Source organism: uncultured Arcobacter sp., from assembly GCF_937982575.1.
Lineage (GTDB): Bacteria > Campylobacterota > Campylobacteria > Campylobacterales > Arcobacteraceae > Arcobacter.
The window spans coordinates 164886-186410 of the sequence record NZ_CALJLR010000004.1 but is presented as its reverse complement, the minus strand read 5'-3'; the positions used below and the strand labels follow the sequence as shown (position 1 = coordinate 186410).

The following is a 21525-nucleotide window of genomic DNA, read 5'->3' as shown; positions in this document are numbered from 1 at the left end:
TATGAAAGATGTAATTATTATAGGTGCAGGGGGCGCAGGATTAAGTGCAGGATTAAGTGCTAAAGAGAATACAGATAAAGTCTTGATTATCTCCAAAACATTCCCAACACACTCCCAAACAGTACAAGCTCAAGGAGGGATAAACTGTGTTTTTGATACAAAAAATGACTCAGTTGAAAAGCACATAATAGACACATATAATTCATCAAAACATTTATCTGATAAAAAAAGTATTGAAACTATGTGCACAAATGCCCAAGACACTATAACCTGGCTTGATAAACTTGGTGTACCATTTAGTAAAGACAATGATGGCAAAATAGAACAAAGATATTTTGGTGGGACAAAATTCAAAAGAACTTGTTACAGTGCAGATTACACAGGACTAAAGATACTTCATACACTCTATGATAACTGCATTAAAAACAATATTGAATTTTTGTATGAGCATATTTTAGTAGATATAATTATAGAAAACTCTTGTTATAAAGGTGTTAAAATATTAGATTTGATAAGTGGTGAAATTGTTAATTATTACTCTAAAACATTAATAATTGCAACTGGAGGATATGGAAATATTTACTCTTCACATACTACGAATAGTCTCTCCACAACAGGCGATGGACTTGGAGTTGCTTTTAGAAAAGGTCTAACTTTATCAAACTTAGAATTTGTCCAATTTCATCCAACTGCATTAAAGGGAAGTAACACATTAATAAGTGAAAGTGCAAGGGCAGAAGGCGCATATTTAGTCGATGATAATGAAGAGAGATTTATTGATGAATTGTCAACAAGAGATGAAGTTGCAAGAGCAATAAAAACAAAACTCTTAAATAATCATAATGTATATTTAGATATGAGACATATCGACATAGAATCTCTAAAAGAAAAAATGCCCCAAGAACTTAGGTTAATAAAAGAGCTATTAAACTTGGATGTGCAAAAAGATTTGATTCCTATTACACCAGCTGCACACTATACTATGGGAGGAATTTTGACAGATGTTTCATGTGAAACATCTAATAAAAACATATATGCCTGTGGGGAAGTAGCCCAAAATAACACGCATGGAGCAAATAGATTAGGTGGAAATTCTCTACTTGAAATAGTAACATTTGGCAAAATAGCAGGAAAAAATGCATCAAAGAAAAGTAAAGAAATAAAAGAGTCAGATACTTTTGATAAAAGAAATAGTGATGACTTTATAGATAATATCTTAATTAAAGATGAAAATAAATCCATATATCTTATAAAAAAAGAGTTAAGTTCACTAATGTTTGCATATGCTGGCTTATTTAGAACAAAAAGTGATTTAGAAAACTTATTGGAGAAAATTGAAGAATTAGAAATAGAGTACAAAAATACTGGAATTTCAAACAAAGAGAAAAAATATAATAAAAATCTATTAGATTATATTGAACTTGGAAATATAATTCTTCTATCAAAACTCACCACTATATCAGCGATAAAGAGGGAAGAATCAAGGGGTTCACACTATAGAAGTGACTTTATAGAAACATCAAAAAATTATGAAAAGATATCAATAATAAAAAATATAAATAACAAAACTGAACATAACTTTGAGGAAATATTATGAAAATAACAGTAACTAGAGATAGTAATGAAGTAGAATATAATATTAGTGAAGAAAATATAACCCTCTTAGCAGCCTTAGAGTATGTAAAAGAAAATTTTGATTCATCTTTGGCATATAGAAGTGGATGTAAAAGCGGAATTTGTGGCTCTTGTAGTGTATTAGTGAATGATAAAGAATCACTTGCATGCAAATGTAAAGTAAGTGATAAGGATACTATTAAACCACTAAAATATGTAAAAGTGATAAAAGATTTAGTTGTAGATGTAAAACAGATGGAAGATTTACTTAAAAATAATAAAACCTACCTAGAAGAACTATCAAATGAAAAAATTCTAAAAAAAGATGAAAAACTTATTGATCTGCAAAGTAATTGTATCTTATGTCAAAGTTGTTACAGTTCATGTCCTGTTTATGAAGTGAATAAGGAATTTAAAGGTCCATATATTTTAACAAGAGTTTTAAGATATGTAAATGACAAGAAAGAGTTGAACATAAATAATAAACTTGATTCAATACAAACAAATGGAATTTGGGATTGCACCTTATGTGGAAATTGTACAATAGCCTGTCCACAATTTATTGATCCAAAAACTGACATCATGAATCTTAGAATGAAATCAATTCAAAATGGATACACTGACCCAACAATTCAAAGTAATGATTTCTTAAATGAATTTAACAATTTTGACACAGGATTTAATCCAAACTCTTTTTAAATTATTTATCCATTGATTTTTTTAGAACATCTCTAAAATGATGATATGGATCATCTTTTAGCTTATTCGCTAAAATTATTTTATCAGTTAATTCTTTATTATTTTCATAATATAAAGCAATTGATTCTTCTATAATTCTACTTTTAGTTTTCCCACTATTAACACTTAGTTCAGTTAAATAACTATTTGTTTCACCATCAATAGATAAACCTATCTTTACTCTGCCAATCTTTTGTATTGGTCTTCCTACTTTTCTTTTTTCCATATTTGTTCCTATATTATGGGCTCTTAAAATTATATCTTAATTTATCTAAATATTTCTAGAACTAATTATTTATGGCTAAAAAAGTGCGTAAAAATGCACAAGTTTAATAATCAAATATTAGTAAAAATAATAATTTCTTAAAATAAAAAGATTAAAGTTTTGGTGTAAATTCTGATAAGTTATTTAATAAAAAAGATTCTATTATTTCATCAATACTTTTTTGATTTTCCACAATTAAAACTTTTGTTTTTTCATCGATAAATGTCCAAATAAATTCTTTGTCATTGATTACAACAACATAATCTATCCATTCAATAATATCTTCTTTTCTATCAAAAAAATCACAAGAAATGATTTGTCCATCATTTAATGTTATGTAAGCCCATGAAGAATTTTCTTCAATACTTGAAATAATACATTCGTGTCTATTGTTAGAATTTGTTGGAATTAAAAGTGTCATATTAAACCTTTGAATTTTTTATAAAGTTATTATATAAGATAATTTTTGTTAAACCAATAAGAAAAAATATATAATGCCCAAAAATGTTGTTTAAATTTATTTGATTTTGCAAGATTATAAATCATAATAACATAATCATCATTGAATAAATTAGTATGAGAATTAACTTTTAGGACAAGTTTTAATAAATCATCATCGTAAGTAGAAAATATCCATTCATTATATGGAGAGTTAAAGCCTTTTTTTGGTCTATTTATAATTTTTTGAGGAATATATTTTTGTGCAATTTTTTTTAGTAGATATTTATTTGTATCTCCAACTTTTAAATCAGTTTTAATTGAAAAAAGATAATCAACTAATCTATAATCCAAAAATGGTGTTCTGACTTCAATGGAGTTAGCCATAGATATTTTATCAACCTTTGAAAGTAAAGATTGCCCTAGCCACACCTTTAAATCAATATAACTCATCCAATCTATAGGGTCTTTTTTAGGTTTTTCTTGCTTAAAATTAGGTAAGCGCTTAAATAATTTCTTTTTTTGTAAAGTTGTATAAATTTCTCCAAAAGAGTTATAAATGTTTTCATCACTAATAACACGTCTTAGATATTCACTCTCTTTTGTATTATTTTGCAAGCAAGAGCCTATATCTTTTAGAAAAGAGTTTTGTGACGTAGATAAAGAGTCTTTAAACTCATAATACTTTAAAAACTTTGAGTAGTTATCATAGCCCAAGAAGAGCTCATCACTTCCCTCTCCACTTAAAACAACTTTTATTCCATTTTTATTTATCAATTTTGTCAAACAAAATAGAGGGAATGCAGCACTATCAGCATGGGGTTCCTCTAAAGCATCAATAACATCATCAAAAACATCTAAAAAATCTCTTTTTGTAATCTCTAAAGGGTGATGAATAGAGTTTATATCATTTGATACCAATTTTGCATAGTCCAATTCTGAATAGTTTTTATAATCCGAATACCCAACAGAAAATGTATGGGTTTTTTTGCCAGACATATTAGTATATAAAGTTGAAATCAAAGAACTATCTATGCCGCCACTTAACAATGAGCCTATTTCTACGTCACCTACAAGCCTTGAGTCTATACTTTTATATAAAAGTTCCTCAATATCATTTAAAGCAATCTTTTCATCGCTTATTTGTTTATATGTGTTAACTTTATAATATTTTTTAATAAAAATTTCATTGTTTGATAAGGTCATGTAGGAAGAAGCTTCAAGTTTCATAATATCATTGTAAAAAGTCAAATCATTTAAACTAACAAAATATTGTAAATATTGAGATAATGCAACTTTATTAAAGCTAGGTGTTGTGCCAAGAATTTTAATTATAGACTTTATTGATGATGAAAAAATAAATTTATTATCTTTAAAATAGTAAAAAAATGGCTTTTTACCGTATCTATCCCTTGCACAGAAATACTTTTCCTTTTTTATATCAAAGATTACAAAAGAGAACATCCCATTTAACTTGTTTAAAAAGTCAATTCCAAACTTTTGATATAGTCTAATTATAACTTCTGTATCAGAAGAGGTTTTACAAGATAAATTTTCACTAATAATCAACTCTTTAAAGTTATATATCTCTCCATTAAATACAATTACTATATCATCAAAGACCATTGGCTGGTTTGCTTCATCATCCACATCAATAATAGATAATCTTGTATGCCCAAATTGATAATTTTTATGATTGATTACACTGCTATTATCTGGACCTCTATTATTCATAAAAGATAAGGCCCTAGAGAAGTTATCGCTAATAAAGTTTGTTCCTAATATACCACACATATTAAAGTCCGAAAAACATCTCTATAGAGACTATATAGACGTACATTAAAAATATAAATATAAAAGAACTAATTAGAACAGAAAAAGTTGTATCAATAGGCTTACACTTATATAAAGAAGCAATATTTACATTATTTACTGCAAGTGGAACAAATAGTTCCATAAAAATTATGGCTCCAACGAAAGCTGGCAAATCAAAAAACAAAATAACAAATAAACCTACAACAGGTAAAACAAAATGCTTAAATAGTGAAATATTAAGTGCTAAATTCCAATTTGCACTTCTAATTTTAACCTGAGACATAAAGATACCAAAAATAACTAGTTGCATAACGATTGCAGTATAAGCACCCATAGTAAAAACTTTTTCAAAATCAGCACTCATATGAAAATCAAAATAGTTAAATAATAAAGCAAAAAAAGTAAACCAAATTGCTGGTATTTTAAAGATTTCTTTTAAAGAATTAGTAAAATTAAACTTTTCACCAGCGAAAAAATATACTGAAAAAATATAGATATAAAAAATATTTGCAATATTTAAAGCAGAGGTAAAAGGAACACTCTCCAAGCCAAAAAGGGCTATTCCTAAAGGAATACCAAGATTTCCTGTATTTCCAACTAAGGATGAAGCCATAAATATTGATTTATCTTGAATTTCATTTTTAAAGGCTCTTAATGAATATAAATATGCAATACCCAAAACAATAAAAATAGCAATAAAATAAATTATAGGAGAAATAAGAAGTTCAAAACTTAATGGGGCTCGTGTTAGGCCCCAGAAGATCAAAATAGGCTGTAAGAAGTACAAATTCAGTAAAACTATTGTTCTCTCATTTACATCATCACGAAAAGTTCTTTTAAAAACAAATCCTATGATAATAAATAAATAAATTGTAGCAACTGAAATTAAAGCTTCGATAGCATATTCCTAATGATAATTTTTGAAATATTATCATAAGGTATATTAAGAAAGAAAAATTATGCTATTAAAGCATAATCCCCCTAATCATAAAAAATATTGCAGCTGATAAGAATGCAGCTGCAGGAACAGTGATAATCCATGCAGCAACTATTTTTTTAACAGCATCACGTTTAACATATTTAATTCGTTTTGCAGATTTAAGTTCTCTTTTTTCTAATTTTACTTTTTCATCTTTTGCATCAATTAAATTATATAGTTCTACTATTCTTTTATAGTCAGATTTAGACTTTGATTCAGTAGCAGTGATATCTGATAGTTCATTTTGATATTTGTCTAACTCTTTTTTATCTTTTTTAAATTTATCTCTAATATCTTTTAAAAACTTCTCTTCAGATGAGTCTAACCACTCCCTTAAAAAGCCAACCCCAAATACACCACCAACAGCAATATGAGTAGAAGAGACAGGAAGTCCAAGCTGAGAAGCAATTATAACAGTAATAGCAGCAGCCATAGCAATCGAGAAGGCTCTAACTTGATCTAGCTCAGTAATCTCTGATCCAACTGTTTTAATAAGCCTAGGGCCATATAAAGCAAGTCCTATTGCAATACCAACAGCACCAACAGCCATAACCCAAAATGGAATTCCAACTTTAGATGAAATAGAAGCATTCATAACTGCATCATTAATAGCGGCTAGTGGTCCAATTGCATTTGCAACATCATTTGCACCATGGGCAAAAGATAGAAGCGCAGCAGCAAATATTAATGGGATGTTAAATAGAGTATTAACATCTTTTCTACTGCTTGTTAATTTATCAGCTTTTTTAGCAATCATAGGTTTAATAAAAAAATAAAGAACAATTGAAATAATTAACCCAGCAATTGCAGCAGTTAAGAAGTTAACTTTAACAAGATGCTTAATACCTTTTAAAATAATATATGTTGAGAATGCCCAAGTCATGAAAGAAATTAATAAAGGTACAAATTTTTTTGCTGATTCAATCTTATCTTCTTTGAACATAATATTCTTTTTAATAAAATATAAAAAGGAGGCAGCAATTATTCCACCTAAAACTGGTGATATTACCCAAGAAGCAGCAATTTTACCCATAGTTCCCCAAGAAACAATTGCAAATCCTGCAGCTGCAATACCAGCTCCCATAACACCACCTACAATAGAGTGTGTAGTTGAAACAGGTGCGCCAATAGAAGTTGCGAAGTTTAGCCATAAAGCAGCAGCTAACAGTGCAGCAGCCATAGCCCATATAAATATTTGTGGATCAGAAATTAACGCAGGATCAATAATTCCCTTTTTGATTGTTTTAACAACATCCCCACCAGCAATAAATGCACCTGCAGCTTCAAATACAGCTGCTATTACTATTGCCCACATTAAAGTCATTGCTTTAGCACCAACAGCAGGCCCTACATTATTTGCAACATCATTAGCACCTATATTTATCGCCATATAAGCACCAAAAACTGCTCCAATAATCAAAAAGCTGTTATTTGGTAAAGATTCATGAGAAGCATAACTCCACAAAAATACAATTACTAAAAATAATAGTGCCATTGATAACTTTGCAAATCCTGGTAGAGATTTATCTCGTGCTTCGTCCATACTTTTTATCGTGTTAAAATCCAAAATTCACCTTTGTAATCGTTTTGTAATTTTTTAAGTGTAGGATATTAGCCACATTTAATTTACATAATTCTTAAACAAAGCTTAAACTTTTATACTCTTTAGTAGTAAAATATTATAAAACTCTATAACTTATTCCACCAAAATTCTAAAATTTGTATTATAATTCTTTGATAAAGATAAAATTAAGCTCTTTTTAAATTTTAATATATATAATAGTAATAATTTATAGAGAAAGGAAAGAATATGTCTATTAAAATATTAACAGAAAATGAATTTCCTGAAGTATCTAAAGTGAAAAATAGATTTGATATATTTAGAGTTATAGATATGAAAACAGGAAAGCTTGAAATTGTAGAGTTTTTTGGAAAAGATGGAGTCTTTAGAGGTTTTGGAAAAAATACTCGGGAAGCATTTAAAAAAGCCAAAAAAGTAGCAAAGAAGTACTATAAAGATGAAGGAAGAGATTAATCTCTTCTTCTTCCTCCACCACCACTTCTGTTTCGGTTTCCACCGCCACCACTTCTGTTTCGGTTTCCACCGCCACCATTTCTATTACCACCTCGGTATCCACCTCGACCTCGACCTCTTGAGTCTCCGCCTTTGTCATCTTTTAATCTTTCGAAAAGTTTTTTAATATCAATTTCTGATTTACCAATATAGTTATTACCTTTTACAAAAGTAGAATCACTTAAAATTGAAGCTAATTTAAATGCAATAGTAGATAAATCAAACTCTTCTTTTAAACTCTCAACAATAGCAATACCAGAATCAAAAACTTTTTGTTCAGAAATTTTACTTTTTAAAGAACTTGTTTTTTTCTCTTTAACTGAATCAATATTAGGAATAACTTTTGCTTCCATTTTTCCACCAGTTACATGCTGAATCTTTTGAATCATTCTAAACTCATGAGGAGTAACTATTGAAATTGCAACACCCTCTTTTCCAGCTCTTCCTGTTCTTCCGATTCTATGTACGTAAGATTCTGAATCAAATGGTAAATGATAGTTAAATACGTGAGAAACGTCATTTACATCTAAACCTCTTGCTGCAACATCAGTAGCAATAAGAACATCAAGTGCACCCTTTTTAAAAGATCTAATTACCTCTTCTCTTTGTCTTTGCTCCATATCTCCATGAAGTCCTTTAGCCATATGCCCTTGAGAAACTAGAAAAGTCGATAATCTATCAACCTCTTTTTTTGTTCTACAAAAAATAATTGATTTATCAGGGCTTTTAAAGTCGTAAAGTCTAATTAATGCATCATCTCTCTCATATTCATCAACCACATAAAAGCTTTGTGTAATTTTAGAGTTAGTCATTTCTGATTTTGTAACAGTTATAAACTCAGGCTCTTTTAAAATATTTTGAGCAAGTTTTTTAATTGCAGGAGGCATTGTTGCAGAGAATAGTAAAGTTTGTCTCTCTTTTGGTAAGAAAGTAAATATCTCTTTAATATCATCTAAAAATCCCATATCTAACATCTCATCAGCTTCATCTAAAACTACAAAAGATGGTTTAATATCAATTTTTTTACCTTTTAGTAAATCAATAAGTCTTCCTGGAGTTGCAACAATGATTGAAGCTCTTTCGATATTTCTTAACTGCATATTATATGATTGTCCACCATAAACAGTTGCTGTATACATTCCTGAGTTTTTACCGAATCTAAACAGTTCATCAGATACTTGCATTGCAAGCTCTCTTGTTGGAACAATAACTACAGCTTCAACGCCAGAGCCACCCTTCATCATATTAATCATTGGAAGACCAAATGCTGCTGTTTTACCAGTTCCTGTTTGTGCTTGACCAACCATATCTTTTCCTGATAAAACTACAGGAATAGCATCTTTTTGTATTGGACTAGGTTCTTTGAACCCCGCATCGTCAATTGATTTTTGTAAATTTGCTTTAAAATTAAAGTCTTGAAAAGTCATGTGTTACCTTTGTGTATTTTATATACACGTATATATTTAAAACTAAAAGTTTGAAACTTGATAAAACAGTTTAGTTATAAAAGTGTACAGTAACTAAATGAGTGAGTAATAAGTATAATTGTGTATATTTGCCGGATTATACATAAAAATGTATTAGTTTAAGCTTTAACAAAAGAGTTTTATGCTCTTTTGTTAAATATCACCTAAACCTTTGTAGTTTTCTAGGTATTTTGTGTCGTAGTTATTTGAGATGAAATCTTCATTGCTCATCATTTTTATATGAAAAGGAATAGTTGTTTTGATTCCATAAACTTCAAACTCATTTAAAGCTCTTTTCATAATATTGATAGCTTTTTCTCTATCTCTTCCCCAAACAATTAGTTTTCCAATCATTGAGTCATAATAAGGAGGAACTACATAGTTTGTATAAATATGTGAATCAACTCTTACATTTCTTCCACCAGGAACCATCCATTGTGTTATTTTCCCTGGACTTGGTAAAAATGTATTTGGATCTTCTGCTGTAATTCTACACTCTATTGCATGACCTCTAAATTTGATTTTTTCTTGAGGAGGTACTTTTTCACCCTCTGCAACTTTTATCATAAGTTCAACAATATCAATTCCAGATACCATTTCAGAAACAGGATGTTCAACTTGAAGTCTTGTATTCATTTCCATAAAATAGATATTTTGTTTGTCATCTGCTAAAAATTCGAAAGTTCCTGCACCTTCATACTCTAAATATTTTGTTGCTTTAACTGCAACTTCATGAAGTTTTGCTCTTGTTTCATCATTTAATAAAATTGCAGGTGATTCTTCGATAACTTTTTGATGTCTTCTTTGTAGTGAACAATCTCGCTCACCAATATGAATAGCATTTCCATGAGAGTCACCTACAACTTGAACTTCAATATGTCTTGGGTTATTGATAAATCTCTCTAAATACATAGTACCATCACCAAAAGCTGCTAAAGCTTCACTTGAAGCTGCTGTGAATAGTTGGTCAAACTTATCTTCTGATTCAATAAGTCTCATACCTCTTCCACCACCACCAGCAGATGCTTTTGCCATAATTGGATATCCAATTTCACGAGCTACAATTTTACCTTGTTCTACAGAATGAACAGCACCCTCAGAACCAGGAACAACAGGAACACCTGCTCTTATCATCTCTTCTTTTGCTTTTGATTTATCAGCCATTTTTTCCATTACTTCAACAGAAGGACCAATAAATTTGATATTGTGTAATCTACAAATTTCTACAAAATCTTGATTTTCAGATAAAAATCCATACCCTGGGAAAATTGCATCACAACCTGTCATCTCAGCAGCAGTTATAATTGCAGGAATATTTAAATAAGACTCATTAGACCTAGCTCCACCTATACAAACAGCTTCATCAGCATGTTTTAGATATGATGCTTCTTTATCCCCTGCACTATAAACTGCAACTGATTTTTTACCCATCTCTCTAATAGTTCGAACTGCTCTTTGAACAATTTCTCCCCTATTAGCTATTAAGATTTTTTTAATTTCTGCCATCTTTTATCTTTCTTATAATTTTTCTACAAGAAATAGTGGCATATCATATTCAACTGGACTAGAATCTTCAACTAATATCTTAACAATCTTACAATCAAATTCTGCCTCAACCTCATTCATTATTTTCATAGCCTCTAAAATACATAATGCTTGTCCAGCTTTTACAGTATCTCCTACTTTTACAAATGCTGGTGATTCAGGAGATGGTGAAGCATAAAAAGTTCCAATCATTGGAGAGTTAATTGTATCACCACTAACAGCTGGCGCTGTAGTCTCTGTAGTAGATGCTGAAGCAGGTGCAGTAGCTGCTGGTGCAGCTTGAATAGTTTGAACAGCAGGTGCTGCTTGTGAAACAACTGTTCCACCATCAAAACCTGTTTGCATACTAATTTCAAACTCACCATCTTTGATTTTTAATTTATTTAAGTCACTTTTATCAAAAACTCTAATTAATTCTTTTATATCTTTAAATTCCATCTCTAGCCTTTTTTTTGAAAATTTTAAGGTATAATACACAAATAACTATAAAAATGTCATAAATCAAAAATTAATAAAATTTAACAATTTTTGCAATAATTTATACATTTTTAACAGAAATTGCGAAAAAATAGTTAATTTTAAGCAAAAATTGAAGATTTTAAGAAATTTTAAAAAAGTCTAGGATAGAGAATGATAAGTGATAAAAATTTTATAAATATTGCCAATGAAATAGCTAGTGCTTCAAAATGTGTATCAAAACAAGTAGGTGCAGTCATCGTAAAAGATGGAAGAATTTTATCTACTGGATATAACGGAACACCAGCTGGATTTAAGAACTGTAATGACCACTGGGGTGGGGAATATACAAAAGATCACCATGATTGGTCAAAGACTTATGAAATACATGCAGAGATGAATGCAATTATTTGGGCAGCAAGAAGAGGTATAAGTATAGAAGGGGCAACAATTTATGTAACATTGGAACCTTGTAGTGAATGTTCAAAAAATTTAATCGCAGCAGGAATCCAAAGAATTGTTTTTCAAAGAGCTTATGAACATACAGATTCAGATATTGTTTCTACATTTTTAAAAGAAAATAAAGTAATCATAGAACAAATAGATTAAATGGCGCAAAAAGACAACACTACATTTTATAAAAAATCTATAAAAAAATATGGGATAAGTGCCAAAGGTGTACATTGGAATTCTGAATTTACCCAATATATGAGATTTGAAATACTTACTCGATTTATTAAAAAAGATATAAAAAACTCTTCCATAATTGATGCAGGCTGTGGATTTGGGGAGTATTATAACTATCTATTTGATAATGATTTAAAACCAAAGTCATATATAGGAATAGATTGTGAACAAGAGATGATAAAACTTGCTAGCAAAAGATTTTTAGATACTAATTTTCATATCAAAAATATTCTTTATGATGAACTAGAAACTGCTGATTATTATATATGTAGTGGAGCACTAAATATTTTAGATAAATATGAAATATTCCAGTTTATACATAAATGTTTTAATGCCTCAACAAAAGCTTTTATATTTAACTTTTTAAAAGATGACCCTTTGACTAAAGTAAAAGTTAAAGATGTCTTATCCTATTGTAAAACCCTTACAAAAAATATGCAAATAGAAGAAAACTATTTAGAAAATGACGTCTCAATAATCTTAAAAAAATAAAATATCATAAATATCTCATACTTTAAATATAAAATAAGCTCATCAAAAGAGGAGTTTTTATGACAATAGGATTATTTATACCTTGCTTTATGAATGAGCTTTATCCAGAAGCCTCAATGGCAACTTTAAAGCTTTTAGAAAAATTGAATTTTAATGTTGAATATCCCGTAGAACAGACTTGTTGTGGGCAACCTATGGCAAACTCAGGATGTAGCCAAGATATAGAAAAACTGGCACACAGATTTGTAAATACATTTAAAAAATATGATTATGTAGTAGCACCTAGTGGTTCTTGTGTAACTATGGTAAAAGAGCATTATGAACCTTTTTTTAATGATAATAAAGATTACAATAAAATTAAAACATCAATATATGAGATTACAGAATTTTTACACGATATTGCAAAAATTGACAAACTAGACTCTAAATTTAATTTTAAAGTTGGAGTTCATAACTCATGTCATGGACATAGAGTTTTAAAACTTGGAAGTGCAAGTGAACTCAATATTACTCCATATAATAAACTAGAAAACCTATTATCACTTGTTGAAGGAATAGAGTTAGTTCAACTAAATAGAAGTGATGAGTGTTGTGGTTTTGGTGGTACTTTTTGTGTAACAGAAGAAGCAATATCTGTTGCTATGGGAAAAGATAGAATAAAAGATCATATGGATTCAAATGTAGAAGTTATGACAGGAGCTGATATGTCATGTTTGATGCATATGCAAGGAATTATAAATAGAGATAAAACCCCTATTAAAGTCATGCATATAAGTGAAATACTTTTAGGAGAAACATTATGAGTCACCCAGAAGAAGCAGCAAAATTTGTAGCCAATGACGAAAGAATGCATTGGCATGATAAGGCATTATGGTTTGTAAGAGAAAAAAGAGATGTTGCAAGTAAAGGTATTCCTGAATGGGAAAAACTAAGAGAATATGCAAATAGTATAAAAACTCACACTATGCACAAGCTTGACTTTTATTTAGAAGAGTTTGAAAAAAATGCCATAAAAAAAGGTATAAAAGTTCATTGGGCAAAAGATGCCCAAGAACACAATAAAATAGTTCATGAGATTTTATCTTCTCACAAAGTTACAAAACTTGTTAAATCAAAATCAATGCTAACAGAAGAGTGTCACTTAAATCCTTACTTAGAAGATAGAGGTATTGAAGTTATTGATACAGATTTAGGTGAGAGAATTGTTCAACTAAGAAATGAACCACCTTCACATATTGTATTACCCGCTATTCATCTTAAAAAATCAGATGTAAGTGATACTTTTCATGAACACTTAGGAACAGAAAAAGGAAATGATGATCCTACTTATCTTACACGAGCTGCACGGGCAAGTCTAAGAGAAGATTTTTTAAGTGCCCAAGCAGGACTAACTGGTGTAAACTTTGCCATAAGTGAAACAGGTGGAGTAGTTGTTTGTACAAATGAAGGAAATGCAGATATGGGGGCAAGTGTTCCTAAACTTCATATTGCATCTATGGGAATAGAAAAAATCATTCCAAGACTTAAAGACTTATCAGTATTTACAAGACTACTTGCAAGAAGTGCAACAGGTCAAGCAATTACATCATATACTTCACACTTTCATGGCCCAATTGAAGGTGGAGAGATGCATATTGTAATAGTAGACAATAAAAGAACTCCATTTTTAGCAGACCAGACTTATCAAAAAGCACTTAATTGTATTAGATGTGGAGCGTGTATGAATACGTGTCCAATATATAGAAGAAGTGGCGGTCACTCATATAAGTATGTTATTCCTGGACCTATTGGTTCTACATTAGGAGCATTTAGAAATCCAAAAGAGCATAAATCTTTACCTTTTGCTTGTACACTTTGTTCATCATGTACAAACGTATGTCCTGTAAAAATAGACTTAGATTCTCAGCTTTATGCCCATAGACAAGACCTTGCAAAAAAACATTTAATAGATGCTAAAAAAGCAATGGCTATGAAGATAACTTCATGGGTAATGGACCATCCAAAAATATTTACCCTTGGTGGGAAAATTATGAGAAAAATAATACCTATGCTTCCTGATTCAATTATTTACTCAAAAGCAAATGTTTGGGGAAAACAAAGAGATATTCCTAAGATGCCAAAGAACTCTTTTAAAGAGTTATATAAACAAAGAAAGGATTCATAATGTCAAGTAAAGAAGAGATATTAAATGCTATAAAATCAAACAATATAGTAAAGAACACAATCCTTCCTGAGTATGATGATTTTGGGATAACTTATGAAAATAAATTAGAAAAATATGCAGAAGTTATTAAAACCGTAGGTGGAGAATCTATGGTAATATCAAAAGATAAACTAGATGAGACTATACAAAACCTATATGAAGATTTAACTATTGTTTATTCAAATGTTGAGTTTTGTTCATTGAGTAATTTTGATGCAAACAAACAAGATGATGCCCACTATTTAAAAGATATAGATTTAGCAATAGTAAAAGGGAACTTTGCAGTTGCTGAAAATGGTGCAGTTTGGATAAAAGATGAAAACAATAGACATAGAAGTCTCTATTTTATAGCTCAAAATATCATAATAGTAGTAAACAAAAATGATATTGTAAACAATATGCATGAAGCATATTCAAAAATAGAGTTTGAAAATAGTGGTTATGGAGTATTTGTTTCAGGACCTTCTAAAACTGCTGATATAGAACAATCACTTGTAATAGGAGCTCATGGTCCAAAGTCTGGCTATATTATTTTTGTAGAATAATGATATAATCAACCATTATGAAGAAATTTTTATTACTCTATTTTTTAATCTTTATTGCTCTATCTCATGCAGATGATAACAACAAAGAAGTCTTACTCCTCCACTCTTACCACAAAGGGTATAAGTGGAGTGATGATATCTCAAAAGCAATTGAAGATAAATTTGCATCTCACCAAAATATTGAACTTACCACTATGTACATGGATACAAAAAGAATTCTTGACCCAATTTATTTAAATAAATTAGCAAATCTATATAAAGAACAACTCTCAAATAGAAAGTTTGACTTAATAATTGTTAGTGATAATAATGCCTTTGAATTTATCATAAGATATCATGAATATCTCTTTAAAGATATTCCCGTTCTTTTTTGTGGAATCAACAATTTTGACAAAGCCTTATTAGATGAAAACAATATGAAAGATTATATTTCAGGAGTAGTTGAACAAGTAGATTTAGAAAATAACTTTAGATTAATTCGAAACTTACATCCCAAAATTAAAAATTTAATTATTATAAATGATAAATCAAAAACAGGATATGCTGTAAAAAGAGACTTACGTCCAATAATTGAAAAATATAAAGATAAATTTAACATAGAATATATTGACCAACTAGATATTGAGCATCTAAAAGAGAGAGTTAAACATTTGCATGAAGATGATGTAATGCTTTTTTTACTGCTTTTTAAAGATACTACCGGAAAATACTTTACTTATAAAAGAGGCTTTAAGCAAATAAGGGATGTGAGTAAAAATCCTATTTATGGCTTGTGGGATTTTTATTTAAATTATGGGATTGTAGGAGGATTACTAACTTCTGCAACTGCACAAGGAGATAGTGTTGCAAGTATGGCACTACAGGTTTTAAATGGCAAAGATATAAAAGATATACCCATCCTAGAAAAATCTCCCAATAGATATATATTTGATTATAATGAATTAAAAAGATTTGATATATCCCTAGAAAATGCAGTGGAAAACTATGAAATAATCAATGAGCCAAACTCTGTATATAGACAACACACAAAATTTGTAGTTATATCTATTCTTATAATTTTTATTTTGAGTATTATGGTTGTAACAATGAGAGCAAATATTCAAAGAAGAAAAAAACTAGAAAACGACCTCTCCAATCAACTTAAATTTGAAAAAGTTTTATTAAATACTATTCCTAATGCAATATATTATAAAAATAGAGATGGTAAGTTCATAGCTTGTAATTTAGCCTTTGCAAAGCTTTTTAATGTCACAAAAAAAGAAGTTATTGGAAAAACAGCCTTTGACTTTTTCCCAAAAGAGATTGCTAAAAGAAATGTTGAAATAGATGCAAAAATATTAAAAGAGCAGATAACTGATACCTCAGAAATAGCCCTGCATTTCTCTAACTTACAAATGAAATATTTTATTCTAAATAAAGCTGCCTATGAAAATATAGATGGAGAGATAGGTGGTATTGTATGTATCATGGATGATATAACTGAAAGGGTTCAACAAAAACAGTTTTTAATCCAGCAATCAAAATTAGCAGAAATGGGAGATATGGTTGCAGCCATTGCCCACCAATGGAATGAGCCACTTGTAGAACTCTCTGCCCTAGTTCAAGATATACAAACTTCTCATATGTTAGAAGAGTTACAAACCCAAGATGTAGAGAGTTTTGTGAAAAACTCTATGATTCAAATTCAATATATGTCACAAACCTTAAGTGATTTTAGAAACTTTTTAAAACCCTCAACAACAAAAATAGAGTTTTCTATAAAACAATCTTTTGATGATATTTTAGAGATTGTAAGCAAGCAACTCTTTTATTGCAATATTAAACTTGAAATAAACTACCAAGAAAATATTGATGATTTTATTATTTTTGGATATAAAAATGAGTTTAAACAAGTTTTATTAAATCTAATAAATAATGCAAAAAATAAAATTGTAGAAAAGAAGTTAGAAAACAAAAGTAAGATTATGGTTAATGTTTATAAAAATAGTAGTTATAATATTATAGAAATAATTGACAATGCTGGTGAAATAGATGAAACTATAATTCACTCAATTTTTGATCCCTACTTCACAACAAAAGAAGAAGGAACTGGAATAGGTCTTTATATGGCAAAGGTAATTATTGAAGATAAAATGCAAGGGCAAATTTTTGTAAAAAATGATGAAAACAATGTAGTCTTTACTATAAAAATTCCAAAAAATAAAAAGGTTTGATTATGAAAATTTTACTATTAGAAGATAATGAAAAACTAAATCAAACCATAAATAAGAGGCTTGGACTAAAGGGATATAAAGTTGACTCTTTTTATGATGGACAAAAAGCTTATGATGCACTAAGTAATGGATACAACTGTTTTTTACTAGACATAAATGTTCCAAATGTTGATGGGATAAAAATATTAAAAAAAATCAGAGAGTATAATGAAGATGTACCAGTTATAATTATTAGTTCTACTGTTGAACTTGATATTATTAAAGAGTCTTATGATTTTGGCTGTAATGATTATTTGAAAAAACCTTTTTTTATAGATGAACTAGAGATAAAAATTGAAAAACTTTGTAAAATCACAAATGATATTATAGAGTTTGACAAGGATTGTTTTTTTGATTTTAAATCATCTTTATTAAAAATAGATAATCAAGAAATAAGACTTACAAAAAAAGAGAGACTTCTAATAAATCTATTTTTAACTAAAAAGAATGCAGTAATTTCATATGCGACAATTGAAAACTATGTGTGGGAAGGTAACTTTGTCTCTTTGGAGTCAATACGAAGTCTAATTAGAAGAGTTAGAAAGATTTTAATTAAAGAGTACATCCAAACTGTAGTTGATACAGGGTACATATTTAAAATCTAAATTTTAACCTTTTTTTAAAAATTAACTTAAAAATATCATTCCATTATCATATTTACAAGTTACAATTTAATTGAACAAACAAAAAAGGAGAATATATGAATATGTTTGGTAAAACAACTAAACTTCTTGTAGCATCTGCATTACTTGCAGGTCTAAGTACTGCTTCAATGGCTGCTGAGAAAGTATATAAATGGAAGTTGGCAACAACTTGGGGGCCTACTTTATCACCATTTATTGATGCACCTACAAAAATGGCTGAAATGGTAGAAAAGATGTCTGATGGAAGACTTCAAATAAGAGTTGATGCTTCTAACAAACACAAATCTGCATTTGGAATTTTAGATATGGTTAAAGGTGGACAATATGATATGGGTCACTCTGCATCATATTATTGGAAAGGTAAAGATATTAATACTATGCCTTTTAGTACTATGCCTTTTGGTCTGACTACACCTGAACAATATGCTTGGTTCTATCACGGTGGTGGTATGGAACTTATGAAAAAAACTTATGCAAAACATAAAGTTTTATCTTTCCCTGGGGGAAGTAGTGGAAATCAAATGGGTGGATGGTTTAGAAAAGAAATCAACACTGTTGATGATTTAAAAGGTCTTAAAATGAGAATCCCAGGTTTTGCTGGAGAAGTTATGGCAAAATTAGGACTTACTGTTACAAATATTGCTCCGGGTGAATTATATACTTCACTAGAAAGAGGAACAATTGATGCACTAGAGTGGGTTGGACCTGGAATGGATATTAATATGGGGTTCCATAAAGTTGCACCATACTACTATACAGGATGGCATGAACCAGGATTAGATTTACAGTTTTTAGTAAATGAAAGAGCATTTAATAAACTTCCAAAAGATTTACAAGAGATTTTAGTAACAGCGATGAGAGTAAGTGCTTATGATATGTATATTCAAAACTATCATATGAGTGCTGAAGCTTGGTCTAAAATGATAAGTGAATATCCAAATATTAAAATTAAAACATTTCCAAAAGAAGTTATGGATGCTTTAAAACAAACTAATAAAGAGTTAAGAGCTGAAATAGTAAAAGGACAACCATTATTAAAAGAGATTTTAGATTCTCAAGAAGCTTACCAAAAGAAAGCTAGAAAATGGACTGAAATGTCAGATTACTTATATTTAAAAGATAATTTATAAGAAAATTGTTTAATCCCTTTTTAGGGATTAAACCTGTTATAAGTAACATAAATATACTTTTAAAGTATATTTATCTGACTTATTTGAAAACCCCAAAGGATTTTTTATGCTGTTAAAACTGGAGCGAGGTTTCGATAAATTTGCTAATATTATCGGAACTATTACTGCTATTACTATGGTGCTTATGATTTTAAATGTATTTTATGATGTTATTATGAGATACTTTTTTAGATCAGGAAGTATCGCAATGCAAGAGATGGAGTGGCATCTGTTTTCTGTAATTATACTTTTAGGTATCTCTTATACACTAAAAGAAGATGGACATGTTAGAGTAGATTTAATTTACGATAGATTAACTGACAAGAAAAAAGCCATGATTAATATGGTAGGAGTTGTAACTTTTATTCTTCCTATTGCTTTGCTAGTAGGACTAAGTTCAATTGGTAATGCACATGAAGCATATTTATCAATGGAACAAAGTGGCGATCCAGGGGGACTACCTTATAGATGGATAGTAAAAGCACTTATACCTTTATCATTTTTACTTTTATTAATAACATCAATTGGATATTTCATTAAAAATTTAAATATTTATAAGGGTCTTCATCCTTCAGATGATTATAATTTAAAAGGTGAAATTGAAAATCTAAAATGTGATTTAGAACAACATAAATATCATATTAAAGATATTGATGAAAAAGGAGAATCTAAATGATTGGTATAATTATGTTTTTTACAGCATTATTTATGCTGTTAATTGGATTTCCTGTTGCCTTTACCTTTGCTGCTGTTTCAGTATTTTTTGGAATGATTGCAGGTATTGTTGAAGTTATGTCTTACATGGAATTGAGTCAAGGAATAATACCGATTATTACAGAAGGTCTGTATGAAGGTGTATTGATGTTTGATTATATGCCTTTTAGAATTTTTGCAATTCAACAAAATACAATTTTGATGGCTATTCCTATGTTTATTTTTATGGGTATAGTTTTACAAAAAACAGGTCTTGCTGAAAAACTTCTTGAATCTATGGGATTTTTATTTGGAGAAATTAGAGGTGGAGTTGCAATCTCTACGGTACTAGTAGGAACACTTCTTGCGGCTTCAACAGGAGTTGTAGGAGCATCAGTTGTTGCAATGGGGGTAATTTCACTTCCAGTTATGATGAAATACAAATATAATGTTCCACTAGCAACAGGAACTATTTGTGCTTCTGGAACTTTGGGACAAATCATTCCTCCTTCTATTGTACTAATCATCTTAGGAGATGTATTTCAAGTGCCTGTTGGTGACCTATTTGCCTCAGCAGTTTGGCCAGGACTTGCTCTTGTTGGTGCTTATATTCTTTTTATCTTAATTGTTTCATACTTTAAAAAAGATATGGCACCAGCAATTCCAGCTCATGAACATGGCGGAAATAAAAAACAACAAATAATTCAAGCACTAATTGCAATTATTCCTTCTTTAACTCTTATTGTTTTAGTTTTAGGTTCAATTTTTGCAGGTGTAGCAACACCTACTGAATCTTCAGCAGTTGGATGTATAGGAGCAGTTGGACTAGCTTTAATGTATAGAACATTTTCTATTCAAATGATAAAAGAAGCTGCACTAGAGTCTGTTAAAATTACTTCAATGGTATTTGGTATCTTAATTGGGGCAACGGCTTTTTCTATGGTATTCTCATATACAGGTGGAGAAGAGATTGTACATGATTTTATGACAAGTTTACCAGGTGATAGTAAATGGTCATTTATTCTATTTACAATGTTAGCTGTTTTAGTATTAGGTTTCTTTATTGACTTTATTGAAATCTCATATATTATTGTTCCTATTTTAATTCCAGTTTCACAAGCATTAGGTATAGATCCTATTTGGTTTGCAATTTTAATAGCAATGAATTTACAAACATCATTTTTAACCCCACCCTTTGGCTTTGCCCTCTTCTATTTAAAAGGCTGTGCCCCAGATAGTGTAAGAACTATGGAGATTTATAAAGGTGTTTTACCTTTCATTCTTATACAAGTAATCGTATTAGCATTAGTAGCTTTCTATCCAGAAATATTTGGAATGAGCATTTCTAATTAACTAAACCCAGAGGCATTATGTTACAATTTTTAAAATTATTATCAAATATTATTTTAAAACAAAGTGACATAATGCACTCATTTATTAACAACCCACA

Annotated in this window: 21 protein-coding genes; 13 read left to right on the top strand and 8 right to left on the bottom strand. The window is 29.5% G+C overall.

Features of this window, described 5'->3' with window-relative positions; genetic code table 11:
• Position 1: 1 nt before the first annotated feature.
• Both Q0617_RS03010 and Q0617_RS03005 read left to right on the top strand, forming a co-directional pair.
• Positions 2-1597, top strand: coding sequence for an FAD-binding protein (locus Q0617_RS03010; protein WP_298750339.1), 1596 nt, complete (start codon positions 2-4; stop codon positions 1595-1597).
• The gene (locus Q0617_RS03005; RefSeq protein ID WP_298750337.1) at positions 1594-2313 is read left to right on the top strand and encodes a 2Fe-2S iron-sulfur cluster-binding protein; all 720 of its coding nucleotides are present in this window, start codon (positions 1594-1596) and stop codon (positions 2311-2313) included. The genes Q0617_RS03010 and Q0617_RS03005 overlap by 4 nt, the downstream gene beginning before the upstream one ends.
• Position 2314: 1 nt before the next feature.
• Here Q0617_RS03005 and Q0617_RS03000 read toward each other — a convergent pair whose 3' ends face one another.
• From Q0617_RS03000 to Q0617_RS02980, 5 genes are all read right to left on the bottom strand, one after another.
• Positions 2315-2578, bottom strand: a complete 264-nt coding sequence (locus Q0617_RS03000; RefSeq protein ID WP_298750335.1) for a hypothetical protein — start codon at positions 2576-2578, stop codon at positions 2315-2317.
• Positions 2579-2729: 151 nt separating this feature from the next.
• On the bottom strand, positions 2730-3038 hold the full coding sequence (locus Q0617_RS02995) for a hypothetical protein (RefSeq protein ID WP_298750333.1): 309 nt from the start codon (positions 3036-3038) through the stop codon (positions 2730-2732).
• Positions 3039-3067: 29 nt separating this feature from the next.
• The gene (asnB, locus tag Q0617_RS02990) at positions 3068-4849 is read right to left on the bottom strand and encodes an asparagine synthase (glutamine-hydrolyzing) (RefSeq protein ID WP_298750330.1); all 1782 of its coding nucleotides are present in this window, start codon (positions 4847-4849) and stop codon (positions 3068-3070) included.
• Position 4850: 1 nt separating this feature from the next.
• Positions 4851-5756, bottom strand: coding sequence for an AEC family transporter (locus tag Q0617_RS02985; protein WP_298750521.1), 906 nt, complete (start codon positions 5754-5756; stop codon positions 4851-4853).
• A 79-nt stretch (positions 5757-5835) separates the two neighbouring features.
• Complete coding sequence (locus Q0617_RS02980; protein WP_298750328.1) at positions 5836-7416, bottom strand: inorganic phosphate transporter; 1581 nt, start codon at positions 7414-7416, stop codon at positions 5836-5838.
• 243 nt (positions 7417-7659) lie between these two features.
• On the opposite strand from Q0617_RS02980, the gene Q0617_RS02975 reads away from it, so the two are divergent.
• The gene (locus tag Q0617_RS02975) at positions 7660-7884 is read left to right on the top strand and encodes a hypothetical protein (RefSeq protein WP_298750326.1); all 225 of its coding nucleotides are present in this window, start codon (positions 7660-7662) and stop codon (positions 7882-7884) included.
• Here Q0617_RS02975 and Q0617_RS02970 read toward each other — a convergent pair.
• The 3 genes from Q0617_RS02970 to accB form a co-directional block, all read right to left on the bottom strand.
• Positions 7881-9350 carry a DEAD/DEAH box helicase gene (locus Q0617_RS02970; protein ID WP_298750324.1) on the bottom strand — a complete coding sequence of 490 codons (1470 nt, stop codon included), beginning with the start codon at positions 9348-9350 and terminating at the stop codon, positions 7881-7883. The genes Q0617_RS02975 and Q0617_RS02970 overlap by 4 nt on opposite strands.
• A 192-nt stretch (positions 9351-9542) precedes the next feature.
• Entirely contained in the window at positions 9543-10895 is a 1353-nt protein-coding gene (locus Q0617_RS02965) for an acetyl-CoA carboxylase biotin carboxylase subunit (protein ID WP_298750322.1), read from the bottom strand.
• A gap of 12 nt (positions 10896-10907) precedes the next feature.
• Entirely contained in the window at positions 10908-11372 is a 465-nt protein-coding gene (gene accB, locus Q0617_RS02960) for an acetyl-CoA carboxylase biotin carboxyl carrier protein (RefSeq protein ID WP_298750320.1), read from the bottom strand.
• Between the two features lie 192 nt (positions 11373-11564).
• Here accB and Q0617_RS02955 point away from each other — a divergent pair, with 192 nt between their 5' ends.
• The 10 genes from Q0617_RS02955 (at position 11565) to Q0617_RS02910 (ending at position 21428) form a co-directional block, all read left to right on the top strand.
• Positions 11565-11999, top strand: coding sequence for a dCMP deaminase family protein (locus Q0617_RS02955; RefSeq protein ID WP_298750319.1), 435 nt, complete (start codon positions 11565-11567; stop codon positions 11997-11999).
• Positions 12000-12569 (top strand): class I SAM-dependent methyltransferase, encoded by a 570-nt coding sequence (locus Q0617_RS02950; protein ID WP_298750317.1) that lies wholly within the window; start codon positions 12000-12002, stop codon positions 12567-12569.
• Between the two features lie 59 nt (positions 12570-12628).
• Positions 12629-13372 carry a (Fe-S)-binding protein gene (locus tag Q0617_RS02945; protein WP_298750316.1) on the top strand — a complete coding sequence of 248 codons (744 nt, stop codon included), beginning with the start codon at positions 12629-12631 and terminating at the stop codon, positions 13370-13372.
• Entirely contained in the window at positions 13369-14733 is a 1365-nt protein-coding gene (locus tag Q0617_RS02940) for a lactate utilization protein B (RefSeq protein ID WP_298750315.1), read from the top strand. Before Q0617_RS02945 ends, Q0617_RS02940 begins: the two co-directional genes overlap by 4 nt.
• Positions 14733-15317 carry an LUD domain-containing protein gene (locus Q0617_RS02935; protein ID WP_298750313.1) on the top strand — a complete coding sequence of 195 codons (585 nt, stop codon included), beginning with the start codon at positions 14733-14735 and terminating at the stop codon, positions 15315-15317. The genes Q0617_RS02940 and Q0617_RS02935 overlap by 1 nt, the downstream gene beginning before the upstream one ends.
• A 17-nt stretch (positions 15318-15334) precedes the next feature.
• Positions 15335-17530, top strand: coding sequence for an ABC transporter substrate binding protein (locus tag Q0617_RS02930; protein ID WP_298750311.1), 2196 nt, complete (start codon positions 15335-15337; stop codon positions 17528-17530).
• Between the two features lie 2 nt (positions 17531-17532).
• A complete protein-coding gene (locus tag Q0617_RS02925) occupies positions 17533-18174 on the top strand; it encodes a response regulator transcription factor (protein WP_298750310.1) in 642 nt (213 codons plus the stop codon).
• A 95-nt stretch (positions 18175-18269) separates the two neighbouring features.
• Positions 18270-19343 (top strand): TRAP transporter substrate-binding protein DctP, encoded by a 1074-nt coding sequence (dctP, locus tag Q0617_RS02920; RefSeq protein WP_298750308.1) that lies wholly within the window; start codon positions 18270-18272, stop codon positions 19341-19343.
• A 106-nt stretch (positions 19344-19449) separates the two neighbouring features.
• Entirely contained in the window at positions 19450-20058 is a 609-nt protein-coding gene (locus Q0617_RS02915) for a TRAP transporter small permease subunit (RefSeq protein WP_298750306.1), read from the top strand.
• Positions 20055-21428 carry a TRAP transporter large permease subunit gene (locus Q0617_RS02910; protein WP_298750304.1) on the top strand — a complete coding sequence of 458 codons (1374 nt, stop codon included), beginning with the start codon at positions 20055-20057 and terminating at the stop codon, positions 21426-21428. Before Q0617_RS02915 ends, Q0617_RS02910 begins: the two co-directional genes overlap by 4 nt.
• Positions 21429-21525: the final 97 nt, after the last annotated feature.

What these genes read in the sequence shown, in the direction of transcription:
- Q0617_RS03010 (WP_298750339.1), top strand. Translation starts at nt 2, where the DNA reads ATGAAAGATGTAATTATTATAGGTGCAGGGGGCGCAGGATTAAGTGCA.
- Q0617_RS03005 (WP_298750337.1), top strand. Translation starts at nt 1,594, where the DNA reads ATGAAAATAACAGTAACTAGAGATAGTAATGAAGTAGAATATAATATT.
- Q0617_RS03000 (WP_298750335.1), bottom strand. Translation starts at nt 2,578, where the DNA reads ATGGAAAAAAGAAAAGTAGGAAGACCAATACAAAAGATTGGCAGAGTA.
- Q0617_RS02995 (WP_298750333.1), bottom strand. Translation starts at nt 3,038, where the DNA reads ATGACACTTTTAATTCCAACAAATTCTAACAATAGACACGAATGTATT.
- asnB (WP_298750330.1), bottom strand. Translation starts at nt 4,849, where the DNA reads ATGTGTGGTATATTAGGAACAAACTTTATTAGCGATAACTTCTCTAGG.
- Q0617_RS02975 (WP_298750326.1), top strand. Translation starts at nt 7,660, where the DNA reads ATGTCTATTAAAATATTAACAGAAAATGAATTTCCTGAAGTATCTAAA.
- Q0617_RS02970 (WP_298750324.1), bottom strand. Translation starts at nt 9,350, where the DNA reads ATGACTTTTCAAGACTTTAATTTTAAAGCAAATTTACAAAAATCAATT.
- Q0617_RS02965 (WP_298750322.1), bottom strand. Translation starts at nt 10,895, where the DNA reads ATGGCAGAAATTAAAAAAATCTTAATAGCTAATAGGGGAGAAATTGTT.
- accB (WP_298750320.1), bottom strand. Translation starts at nt 11,372, where the DNA reads ATGGAATTTAAAGATATAAAAGAATTAATTAGAGTTTTTGATAAAAGT.
- Q0617_RS02955 (WP_298750319.1), top strand. Translation starts at nt 11,565, where the DNA reads ATGATAAGTGATAAAAATTTTATAAATATTGCCAATGAAATAGCTAGT.
- Q0617_RS02950 (WP_298750317.1), top strand. Translation starts at nt 12,000, where the DNA reads ATGGCGCAAAAAGACAACACTACATTTTATAAAAAATCTATAAAAAAA.
- Q0617_RS02945 (WP_298750316.1), top strand. Translation starts at nt 12,629, where the DNA reads ATGACAATAGGATTATTTATACCTTGCTTTATGAATGAGCTTTATCCA.
- Q0617_RS02940 (WP_298750315.1), top strand. Translation starts at nt 13,369, where the DNA reads ATGAGTCACCCAGAAGAAGCAGCAAAATTTGTAGCCAATGACGAAAGA.
- Q0617_RS02935 (WP_298750313.1), top strand. Translation starts at nt 14,733, where the DNA reads ATGTCAAGTAAAGAAGAGATATTAAATGCTATAAAATCAAACAATATA.
- Q0617_RS02930 (WP_298750311.1), top strand. Translation starts at nt 15,335, where the DNA reads ATGAAGAAATTTTTATTACTCTATTTTTTAATCTTTATTGCTCTATCT.
- Q0617_RS02925 (WP_298750310.1), top strand. Translation starts at nt 17,533, where the DNA reads ATGAAAATTTTACTATTAGAAGATAATGAAAAACTAAATCAAACCATA.
- dctP (WP_298750308.1), top strand. Translation starts at nt 18,270, where the DNA reads ATGAATATGTTTGGTAAAACAACTAAACTTCTTGTAGCATCTGCATTA.
- Q0617_RS02915 (WP_298750306.1), top strand. Translation starts at nt 19,450, where the DNA reads ATGCTGTTAAAACTGGAGCGAGGTTTCGATAAATTTGCTAATATTATC.
- Q0617_RS02910 (WP_298750304.1), top strand. Translation starts at nt 20,055, where the DNA reads ATGATTGGTATAATTATGTTTTTTACAGCATTATTTATGCTGTTAATT.